Raw genomic sequence first — 11068 nt, forward strand, 5'->3', positions numbered from 1 at the left:
GCCCTCGGTGAACCCTTGCACCCTGTAAGGCCCTACCCGCCGAGGTTGTCGCAGTGACCCTTGTCACGCCGGGGCGGTAGCGGGCATGGTCAGCGGGTCGGCTGTGGCGAAAAACAGACCTCACGCCGGAATCCATCGCGTTGCCGGAATGCAACAGCGGAATCCCTTGTCCGGAGTCCGCCGGACTGCCAGGATCGCGCAACCCCGGTGATCAGCCGGTCGGATTCCCCCACGGCACAACCGTGAGAATCGCCGTGGCAGTCGACCCACCGGCACTTGGAGGAACCAGATGGACCTGACCGACTTCGGCGCGGGCGCGCAGTACATCGCGGGCCGTCAGACCCGGGGGAGCGGCGAGCCCTTCCAGGTCGTCAACCCCGCGGACGGCAGCGTGGTCGAGCAGGTCGCCCTGGCCACCACCGGCGAGGTCGACGCGGCCGTGGCCGCCGCGAAGGCGGCCCTGCCCGGCTGGTCCCGCGCCACCCCCGGTGCCCGCTCCGAGGCGCTGACCGCACTGGCCGCCGTCCTGGCCTCGGCGAGTGCCGACCTCGCCCGGGTGGAGACCGCGCAGACCGGCAAGCCAGTCAAGCTGGCCACCGAGTTCGACGTCCCCGGCACCATCGACAACGTGGCGTTCTTCGCCGGCGCCGCCCGCAACCTGGAGGGCAAGGCGGCCGGCGAGTACTCCGGCGACCACACCTCCTACGTGCGCCGCGAGGCGATCGGCGTGGTCGGCTCGATCTCGCCGTGGAACTACCCGCTGCAGATGGCCGCCTGGAAGGTCCTGCCGGCGATCGCGGCGGGCAACACCATCGTGCTCAAGCCGTCCGAGCTGACCCCGCTCACCTCGCTGATGTTCGCCCGGGCCTGCACCGAGGCGGGCATCCCGGACGGCGTGGTCAACGTGGTCACCGGCGCCGGACGCACCACCGGCGAGCACCTGGTCGCGCACCCGGACGTCGCCATGGTGTCCTTCACCGGCTCCACCCCGGTCGGCCGCAGGGTCGCCGAACTCGCCACCGCGAGCGTCAAGCGCACCCACCTGGAGCTCGGCGGCAAGGCCCCGTTCGTGGTCTTCGACGACGCCGACCTCGACGCCGCCGTGCACGGCGCGGTCGCCGCCTCGCTGATCAACGGCGGCCAGGACTGCACCGCCGCCACCCGCGCGTACGTCCAGCGCCCGCTGTACGACGCGTTCGTGGCCGGCGTGGCCGAGCTGTACGCCGCGATCCGGATCGGCGACCCGCTCAACCCGCACACCGACCTCGGCCCGCTGGTCTCGTACACCCACCGGGACCGGGTGGCCGGCTTCGTCGAACGCGCCCGCTCCTACGCCACCGTGGTCACCGGCGGCCGCGCGCCGGAGAAGGGCCACGACGGCACCGACCTCACCCGCGGCGCGTACTACGCGCCCACCCTGATCACCGGCGCCGCCCAGGACAGCGAGGTGGTCCAGGGCGAGATCTTCGGCCCGGTGCTGGTCGTGCTGCCCTTCGACACCGACGACGAGGGCCTGCGGCTGGCCAACGACACCCCCTACGGCCTGGCCGCCTCCGCCTGGACGGGCAACGTGCACCGCTCGCTGCGCGCCACCCGGGAGATCGCGGCCGGGTGCGTCTGGGTCAACGACCACATCCCGATCATCAGCGAGATGCCGCACGGCGGCTACAAGGCGTCCGGCTACGGCAAGGACATGTCCCAGTACTCGCTGGACGAGTACACCCAGGTCAAGCACGTCATGTTCGACACCACCGCGGTCGCCCGCAAGGACTGGCACCGCACCGTCTTCGGAGACAGATAACCCCTGCCCAGGGGCGCCGCCCCCAGGGCGCCCCGATTCGACCTCTTACCCCCAGGAGGCCCGTTCCATGGCGTTCAACGAGTTCACCGACGGTCTGCCCGAACCGGTCCGCAAGGCCTGGGAACGCAGCCTGACCAGCGGCCGGGCCGCGATCGGCCGCCGCACCCTGCTGCGGGCCGCCGCGCTGACCGCCGGTGCGGGCACGCTGGCCGCCTGCGGGATCCCGGCGGCCAGGACCGTCGGCGGCGACTCGACCGCCAACGCCGCCAAGGACCTCTCGGACAGCGAGAAGGTGGTCAACTTCTCCAACTGGCCGCTGTACATCGACACCGACGAGAAGGACAAGCAGAAGCACGGCACCCTGGACGCCTTCACCGCGGCCACCGGCGTCAAGGTCAGGTACAACGAGGACGTCAACGACAACGTCGAGTTCTTCGGCAAGGTCAAGCCGCAGCTCGCGGCCGGCCAGGACACCGGCCGCGACCTGATGGTCCTCACCGACTGGATGGCCGCCCGGCTGATCCGGCTCGGCTGGGCGCAGAAGCTCAACCCGGCGAACGTCACCACCGCGATCACCACCATCGACTCCCGCTTCCGCGCCCCCGACTGGGACCCGGGCCGGCTGTACTCCTACCCGTGGGCCGGCATCCAGGTCGTCATCGCCTACAACAAGAAGGCGACCAAGGGGAAGGAGGTCACCAGCGTCTCCCAACTGCTGGACGACCCCGACCTCAAGGGCCGGGTCACCTTCCTCTCCGAGATGCGCGACAGCATCGGGATCACCCTGCTGGACCTGGGCAAGGACCCGGCGAAGTTCACCGCCGACGACTACGACGCCGCCGTCGCCCGGCTGCAGAAGGGCGTCGACAGCAAGCAGATCCGCCGCTTCACCGGCAACGACTACGGCCAGGAGCTGTCCTCCGGCGACATCGCGGCCTGCGTCGCCTGGGGCGGCGACCTGATCCAACTGCGCGCCGACAACCCGGACATCGAGTTCGTCATCCCGGAGAAGGGCTACGTCTCCTCGACGGACAACATGCTGATCCCGGCCCGGGCGCAGCACAAGGCGAACGCGGAAAAGCTCATCGACTTCTACTATCAGCCGAAGATCGCGGCGCAGCTGGTCGCGGGCATCGGCTTCGTCTCCGCCGTGACCGGGATGAAGGACGAACTCGCCACCCTCGCCCCGGACAGCGCGGCCAACCCGCTGGTCGTACCCACCCCCGAGATGGCGGCCAAGTCGCACGTGTTCCGCACCCTCACCGAGACCGAGGAGAGCGACTTCGAGCAGAAGTTCTCCAAGCTCATCGGCGCCTGACCCCCACGCGCGGCCCACTCCCGGCAGAGAACCCAGGAAGACACCCATGACAGACCAGCAGCGCGACGCGGCCGCCGGCGGCGACGTCCGCCTCACCGGCATCGGCAAGACCTACGGCGCCTTCACCGCCGTCCACCCGCTCGACCTCACCGTCCCGCAGGGCTCCTTCTTCGCCCTGCTCGGCGCCTCCGGCTGCGGCAAGACCACCACCCTGCGCATGATCGCGGGCCTGGAGGAGCCCACCAGCGGCACCGTCCTGATCGGCGGCCAGGACGTCACCGCCCTGCCCCCGTACAAGCGGCCGGTGAACACCGTCTTCCAGAGCTACGCGCTCTTCCCGCACCTCGACATCTTCGAGAACGTCGCCTTCGGCCTGCGCCGCCGCGGCCGCAAGGACGTCAAGAAGCAGGTCGAGGAGATGCTGGAGCTGGTCGAACTCGGCCAGTACGCCCGGCGCAAGCCGCACCAGCTCTCCGGCGGCCAGCAGCAGCGCGTCGCCGTCGCCCGCGCCCTGATCAACCACCCCCAGGTGCTGCTCCTCGACGAGCCGCTCGGCGCGCTCGACCTCAAGCTCCGCCGCCAGATGCAGCTGGAGCTCAAGCGGATCCAGACCGAGGTCGGCATCACCTTCGTGCACGTCACCCACGACCAGGAGGAGGCCATGACGATGGCCGACACCATCGCGGTGATGAACGGCGGCCGGGTCGAGCAACTGGGCGCCCCCGCCGAGCTGTACGAGAACCCCGCCACCACCTTCGTGGCCAACTTCCTCGGCCAGTCCAACCTGCTGCCCGCCGAGGTCACCGGCACCGACGGCGGCGACCTGCTGCTCAGCGCGGCCGGCGTCCGCCTCGCCGTGCCCAAGGCGCGCTGCGCCACCGAGGCCAGGCAGGTCCACCTGGGCGTGCGCCCGGAGAAGATCACCATCGCGCACGCCTCCGCCGAGGTCGCCGACGGCCGCAACCGGCTGGCCGGCACCGTCCTCGACTCCAGCTTCATCGGCGTCTCCACCCAGTACGTGGTGCGCACCGACGGCGGCCAGGAGGTCACCGTCTTCGAGCAGAACATGGAGCGCGACGCCCGGATCGTCCCCGGCGCGCCCGTCCTGCTGCACTGGAACCCGGCGCACTCCTTCGCCCTGGACGCCGCGCAGGCGATCGACGCGGGCACCGCGGAGGAGGCCGCATGACCACCACCACCCCGGCCGCCCCGTCACAGGTCATACCGCTCGCGGAACCGGCGCGGAAGCCGAAGCGCAAGCTCACCGCGTACTGGCTGCTGCTGCCCGGCATCGCCTGGCTCGTCGTCTTCTTCGCCGTCCCGATGGTCTACCAGGCGTCCACCTCGCTGCAGACCGGATCACTCGAAGCGGGCTTCAAGGTCACCTGGCACCTCGCGACCTACTGGGACGCCCTGGTCGAGTACAAGTGGCACTTCGTCCGCTCGTTCTCCTACGCGGGCATCGCCACCGTGCTCTGCCTGGCCGTCGGCTACCCGCTCGCGTACACGATCGCCTTCAAGGCCAGCAAGCGCTGGCGCAACGTCATCCTGATCCTGGTCATCGCGCCGTTCTTCACCAGCTTCCTGATCCGCACGCTGGCCTGGAAGACCATCCTGTCCGACGGCGGGCCGGTGGTCGGGGTGCTCAACACCCTGCACGTCCTGGACGTCACCAACGCGCTCGGCCTCACCTCCGGCGACCGGGTGCTCGCCACGCCGCTCGCCGTGGTCTGCGGTCTCACCTACAACTTCCTGCCGTTCATGATCCTGCCGCTGTACACCTCGCTGGAGCGGATCGACCCCCGCCTGCACGAGGCGGCCGGCGACCTGTACGCCCGGCCGTTCACCACCTTCCGCAAGGTCACCTTCCCGATCTCGCTGCCCGGGGTGGTCGCCGGCACCCTGCTCACCTTCATCCCGGCCTCCGGCGACTACATCAACGCCCAGCTGCTGGGCTCGCCGAGCGAGCAGATGGTCGGCAACGGCATCCAGAAGCAGTTCCTGAACGTGCTCGACTACCCCACGGCTGCCGCACTGAGCTTCATCCTGATGGCCCTGATCCTGGGCATGGTGACGGTCTACATGCGCAAGGCCGGGACGGAGGAACTGGTCTGATGTCCCGGATTACCAAGTGGATACGCGCCCACCTGGTGGTGCTGGCCGGCCTGCTGGCCCTCGCCTACCTGGTGCTGCCCAACCTGGTCGTGCTCGCCTTCTCGTTCAACAAGCCGGTCGGCAAGTTCAACTACGAGTGGAACGAGTTCTCCACCGACGCCTGGACCAACCCCTGCGGCGTGGCCGACATGTGCCAGTCGCTCTCGCTCAGTCTGCAGATCGCGGTGCTCGCCACCATCGGCGCCACCGTGCTCGGCACCATGGTCGCCTTCGCACTGGCCCGCTACCGCTTCCGCGGCCGCTCGGCCACCACCGCGATGATCTTCCTGCCGATGGCCATGCCTGAGGTGGTCATGGCCGCCTCGCTCGGGACGCTGTTCCTCAACATGCGCATCCCGTTCGGCTTCACCACCATCCTCATCGCGCACATCATGTTCTGCCTCAGCTTTGTGGTGACGGCCGTCAAGGCCCGCGTGATGAGCATGGACCCGAGGCTCGAACAGGCCGCCCAGGACCTCTACGCGACCCCCACCCAGACCTTCCTGCGGGTCACCCTGCCGCTGGCCTCCCCCGGCATCGCGGCGGGAGCGCTGCTCAGCTTCGCGCTCTCCTTCGACGACTTCATCATCACCCAGTTCAACTCGGGCCCGACCACGGTCACCTTCCCGATGTTCGTCTGGGGCGCGTCGCAGCGCGGCATCCCGGTGCAGGTGAACGTCATCGGCACCGCGATGTTCATCGCCGCCGTCGCGCTGACCGTCGGCGGCCAGTGGCTGGGCAACCGCCGGAAGGCCACCGCCTGACGTACGGTCGGGTGTGGTGGCCGAACAAACCATCGCCTAAGTACAGAAAGTGGCTGATAATGCATGGACTCCGCCCGCGCACTCAGTGACGCCAGGCCCACCCCCTTCTGGCTGGAGGACCCGGGCCGGCCGGCGGCGCTGCCCGCCCTGGTCGGCGACACCACCTGCGACCTGCTGGTCGTCGGCGGCGGCTACTCCGGCCTGTGGACCGCCCTCATCGCCAAGGAACGCGACCCCTCGCTGGACGTCGTGCTGGTCGAGGGCAACGAGGTCGGGTGGGCCGCGTCCGGGCGCAACGGCGGATTCTGCGCGGCCAGCCTCACCCACGGCTTCGGCAACGGCCTGCAACGCTGGCCCGCCGAACTCGCCCAGCTGGAACGCCTCGGTGCCGCCAACCTGGACGGCATCGAGGCCACCCTCAAGCGCTACGGCATCGACGCCGAGTGGGAGCGCACCGGCGAGATCGACGTCGCCACCCAGCCGCACCAGGTCGAGGAACTCCACGAGATCGCCGAGGCCGTCGCCCGGTACGGCTTCGACATCACCGTCCTGGACGCCGACGAACTGCGCGCCGAGGTCGACTCGCCGACCTTCCTCGGCGGTCTCTGGGACAAGGAGGGCGTGGCGATGGTCCACCCCGCCAAGCTCGCCTGGGGCCTGCGGGACGCCTGCCTCGGCCAGGGCGTGCGGATCTTCGAGCACACCCGGGCCACCGACCTGCGGGAGTACGGCAGCGGCATGGCCGTCCGCACCCCGTACGGACGGGTCTTCGCCCGGCGCGTCGCACTCGGCACCAACGTGTTCCCGTCGCTGGTCAAGAGGGTCCGGCCGTACGTCGTGCCGGTGTACGACTACGCGCTGATGACCGAGCCGCTCAGCGACGAACAGCTCGCCGCGATCGGCTGGCGCGGCCGGCAGGGACTCGGCGACAGCGCCAACAAGTTCCACTACTTCCGGCTCTCCGCCGACAACCGGATCCTGTGGGGCGGCTACGACGCCGTCTACCACTACGGCGGCCACGTCCGGCACGAGTACGACCAGCGGCCGGAGACCTTCCGCACGCTGGCGAACCACTTCTTCCGCTGCTTCCCGCAGCTGGAGGGCCTGCGGTTCACCCACGCCTGGGGCGGCGCCATCGACACCTGCAGCCGGTTCTCGGCGTTCTTCGACACCGCCTACAGGGGCAAGGTCGCGTACGCGGCCGGGTACACCGGGCTCGGCGTCGGCGCGACGCGCTTCGGCGCCGAGGTGATGCTCGACCTGCTGTCCGGCGAGCGCACCGAGCGCACCTCGCTGGACATGGTGCGCAGCAAGCCGCTGCCGTTCCCGCCCGAGCCGGTGCGCTGGGCCGGGATCGAGATCACCACCCGCTCGCTGGAGCGCGCGGACCGCAACGGCGGCCACCGCAACCTCTGGCTGCGCACGCTCGACCGCATGGGGCTCGGCTTCGACAGCTGACCCCGTTGTCCGCGTTATCCGTGTCATCCGTGTTATCCGTGTAAGAGAGACCCGCCGTCCGCCTCTCCTTGGTGACGGCGGGTCTCGGTCTCCCCGCCGCGTCCCGACCGGGACGACCCGACCGGAACCAGCGGCAAGAAGCGGGGACAGACATGGAGAGCACCGGACTGCACTGGCTCGCCCAGGTGGCACCGGACCCGGAGGCCTTCCGGGAGCAATGGGAGCGCACCGGACTGGGGCTGATGCTGCTACCGGCCGGCCGCCGCTGGGACGTCCTCTCCGTCCCCGGACGGCTCGGGCGCCCGGCCCTGGAGATCCTGGACACCGGCTCCTGCGGCCCCGTCCTCACCGACTTCGGGGACGAGCACGTCAGCTTCCTGGTCCCCGTCGGCACCGCCGCCCGCTGGATCGGCACGGGCGTGCGCAGCGCGGGGGAGGGCACCTGGATCGTCGTCCCGCACCCCGAGCGCCGCAGCCGCGGGGTGCGCTGGCTGGTCCCGCCCGACGGCTCCGGACGGCTCAACGACCCGGTGCTGCTGGAACTCGCCCTGCACGAGGCCGCGGCCGGGCTCAGCGGCTGGTGATCCCGCGGTCCGGGCTCCGGCCCCGGCCGGCGGTGGCGCGCGGGGCGGGCGGTCGCGTCAGACTGGAAACGTGACCACCGCCCCGGACGCCGTCGACGCGCCCCTTCGACCGGGCCCGGCCCAGCTGCGCCTCGCCGCACTGGCGGCCCCAGTCTGCGACCGGTACGGGCTCGCCCTGGCCGGCGGGCACGCGCTGCGCGCCCACGGCGTCGCGGCCTGCCCGCAGGACGGCCTCACCCTGGTGACCGGCGGGGCCGACCTGCCGGAGGTGGCCGCCGCGCTGGGCGAGGCCTACCGCGCGGCCGGCGGCGGGGTCGCCGAACGCCCGGGCACGCCGCGACTGGAGCAGCTCACCGTCCGGCTCGCGCTCGGCGGGCGGTCGCACTCGGTGGAGCTGCGGAAGGAGCCGCTGGCCCACCGGCCGGTGCGCTTCGACCTTGCCGCGCCCCCGCCCGGCGAGCCGGCGGTGGCGCTGTCGGCGGTCCCGCCGGTGGCGCTGCCAGTCGTCCTGTCGGTGGTCCTGCCGGTCGTCGCCCTGGAGGACGCCGCCGCGCTCACCACCGCGCTGCTGGTGGACCGCGGCATGCCGCGGGACCTGGTCGATGTGCACGCCCTCACCGACTGCTACCGGGAGGGCGAACTCCTCGCACTGGCAGCCGAATTGGACGCGGACTTCCAGCCCGCGGCGCTCGCCGACCGGCTGGAGACGCTGGCCGAGGCGGCGGACGGCCGGTTCCGGGCCCGGGGTGTCGCGGCACGAGCGGTCGGCGGGCTGAAGCGGTGGGCGCTCGCCTGGGCCCAGGACCTGCGGCTGGACCTGCTGGAGACCCAGGAGGCGGCCGACGGTCTGCACGACCCGTACCTGGAGGACGAGGAGTCCTGAACGCGGGGTGGCGGCGCTTCGTCCTTGCGCGCTCGTCTTGCGGGTTCGTTGCTGCGCGTCCGTCCTCGCGTGTTCGTCCTCGCGCGTTCGTCCTTGCGGGTCCGGCTTCACACGTTCGTGCTCTCTCACGCGTTCGGCCGAGCAACCGGACGACCTGTAAGGCTGAATCCGCGATCCCCGTCAGCCTGTTCGTTGAGGCCTGGCGCGGCGGCCACCAGACTGGAGACGAGCGCGGTAGCCCCGTGAATCCCGTCGCCCGGCCCACTCGCGGGCGGCGCCAGACAGGACCGGCGGCAGGACGCCGCCCGGGACTTCGGAGGCAGACGGACTTGAGCAAGCACATCACTCACTGGATCGGCGGCGAGCCCGTCGCCACCGCCGGCGCGGCGCCCCGCCGCGGTGACATCTTCGACCCGGCCACCGGCCAGGTCGCCGGCCAGGTCGACTTCGCCGGGATCGCCGAGGTCGACCAGGCCGTGGCCGCCGCCGCCTCGGCCTTCGCCGAGTGGCGCACCGCCTCGGTCGCCAAGCGCACCACCGTGCTGTTCGCCTTTCGCGAGCTGCTGAACGCCCGCCGCGACGAGCTGGCCGCGATCATCGTGTCCGAGCACGGCAAGGTCCACTCCGACGCGCTCGGCGAGATCGCCCGCGGCCTGGAGGTCGTCGAGTACGCCTGCGGCATCCCGCAGCTCGTCAAGGGCGGCTTCACCGAGCAGGCGTCCACCGGCGTCGACGTCTACTCGATCCGCCAGCCGCTCGGCCCGGTCGCGATCATCTCGCCGTTCAACTTCCCGGCCATGGTGCCGATGTGGTTCTTCCCGCTCGCCATCGCGGCCGGCAACACCGTCGTCCTGAAGCCCTCGGAGAAGGACCCGTCCGCCGCCAACTTCCTCGCCGGGCTGTGGAAGGAGGCCGGCCTGCCGGACGGCGTCTTCAACGTCGTGCACGGCGACAAGGCCGCCGTGGACCGCCTGCTGGAGCACCCGGACGTCAAGTCCGTCAGCTTCGTCGGCTCCACCCCGATCGCCCGCTACGTCTACGAGACCGGTACGCGCTACGGCAAGCGCGTGCAGGCCCTGGGCGGCGCCAAGAACCACATGCTGGTCCTGCCCGACGCCGACCTCGACCTGGCCGCCGACGCCGCCGTCAATGCGGGCTTCGGCGCGGCCGGCGAGCGCTGCATGGCCGTGTCCGTCCTGGTCGCGGTCGACCCGATCGGCGACGAGCTGGTCGACAAGATCAAGCAGCGGATCGCCATCCTGAAGGTCGGCCCCGGCTGCAACGGCGACTCCGAGATGGGCCCGCTGGTCACCGGCCAGCACCGCGACAAGGTCACCTCCTACGTCGAGTCCGGGGTCGCCGACGGCGCCGAGCTCGCCGTGGACGGCCGCAAGCACCCGGTCACCGCCGAGGACGAGAACGGCGCCCCGACCTCGGACGGCTTCTGGCTCGGCCCCACCCTGTTCGACCACGTGAAGCCGGGCATGTCCGTCTACAACGACGAGATCTTCGGCCCGATCCTCTCCGTCGTGCGCGTCGCCTCCTACGACGAGGGCCTGGCACTGATCAACGCCAACCCGTACGGCAACGGCACCGCCCTCTTCACCAACGACGGCGGCGCGGCCCGGCGCTTCCAGTTCGAGGTGGAGGTCGGCATGGTCGGCATCAACGTGCCGATCCCGGTCCCGGTCGCCTACTACTCCTTCGGCGGCTGGAAGGCCTCCCTGTTCGGCGACGCCCACGCGTACGGTCCGGACGGCGTGCAGTTCTTCACCCGCGGCAAGGCCGTGACCCAGCGCTGGCTGGACCCCTCGCACGGCGGTATCAACCTCGGCTTCCCCACCAACAGCTGATCCCCCGCCCCGCGGTCGTGCCGGCCGGACCCCTCTCCCCGGGGTCCGGCCGGCCCTTTGCACCCCGTTTGCATCCGGTCGCGATCACGCGTAGAGTTCTTCGAGCTGCCTGGCTGGGAGCACCGGACACGCATCTCCGCGCGGACGGTCCCGGGGCAGCCAATCCTTTTGAAACACCATTTCCTGGTTCGGGCCGGGTCGCGTCTTGTCGCGGCTTGGTTCCTATTCGGCGTGTTCGTTTTATTGGATTGCG

Annotated in this window: 9 protein-coding genes; all 9 read left to right on the forward strand. The window is 70.9% G+C overall.

The genetic code is table 11. The features are described 5' to 3' along the window. The first annotated feature begins 289 nt into the window (after positions 1–289). The 9 genes from AB0O82_RS22660 (at position 290) to AB0O82_RS22700 (ending at position 10815) form a co-directional block, all read left to right on the forward strand. Positions 290–1801 carry a gamma-aminobutyraldehyde dehydrogenase gene (locus AB0O82_RS22660; RefSeq protein ID WP_363585754.1) on the forward strand — a complete coding sequence of 504 codons (1512 nt, stop codon included), beginning with the start codon at positions 290–292 and terminating at the stop codon, positions 1799–1801. 67 nt (positions 1802–1868) lie between these two features. After that, entirely contained in the window at positions 1869–3119 is a 1251-nt protein-coding gene (locus AB0O82_RS22665) for a spermidine/putrescine ABC transporter substrate-binding protein (protein ID WP_363585755.1), read from the forward strand. A 46-nt stretch (positions 3120–3165) separates the two neighbouring features. After that, positions 3166–4308: an ABC transporter ATP-binding protein gene (locus AB0O82_RS22670; RefSeq protein WP_363585756.1), complete on the forward strand. Its 1143-nt coding sequence runs from the start codon at positions 3166–3168 to the stop codon at positions 4306–4308. Further along, a complete protein-coding gene (locus AB0O82_RS22675) occupies positions 4305–5234 on the forward strand; it encodes an ABC transporter permease (protein ID WP_350882859.1) in 930 nt (309 codons plus the stop codon). The genes AB0O82_RS22670 and AB0O82_RS22675 overlap by 4 nt, the downstream gene beginning before the upstream one ends. Further along, entirely contained in the window at positions 5234–6037 is an 804-nt protein-coding gene (locus AB0O82_RS22680) for an ABC transporter permease (protein WP_363585757.1), read from the forward strand. Before AB0O82_RS22675 ends, AB0O82_RS22680 begins: the two co-directional genes overlap by 1 nt. A 63-nt stretch (positions 6038–6100) precedes the next feature. Next, entirely contained in the window at positions 6101–7495 is a 1395-nt protein-coding gene (locus AB0O82_RS22685; protein ID WP_363585758.1) for an FAD-dependent oxidoreductase, read from the forward strand. 152 nt (positions 7496–7647) lie between these two features. Next, entirely contained in the window at positions 7648–8079 is a 432-nt protein-coding gene (locus AB0O82_RS22690) for a hypothetical protein (protein WP_363585759.1), read from the forward strand. A gap of 70 nt (positions 8080–8149) precedes the next feature. After that, entirely contained in the window at positions 8150–8962 is an 813-nt protein-coding gene (locus tag AB0O82_RS22695; protein WP_363585760.1) for a nucleotidyl transferase AbiEii/AbiGii toxin family protein, read from the forward strand. 329 nt (positions 8963–9291) lie between these two features. Next, positions 9292–10815 (forward strand): CoA-acylating methylmalonate-semialdehyde dehydrogenase, encoded by a 1524-nt coding sequence (locus AB0O82_RS22700; RefSeq protein ID WP_363585761.1) that lies wholly within the window; start codon positions 9292–9294, stop codon positions 10813–10815. The last annotated feature ends 253 nt before the right edge of the window (positions 10816–11068 follow it).

Origin of the sequence: Kitasatospora sp. NPDC088264 (genome assembly GCF_040685715.1) — a bacterium.
GTDB lineage: Bacteria > Actinomycetota > Actinomycetes > Streptomycetales > Streptomycetaceae > Kitasatospora.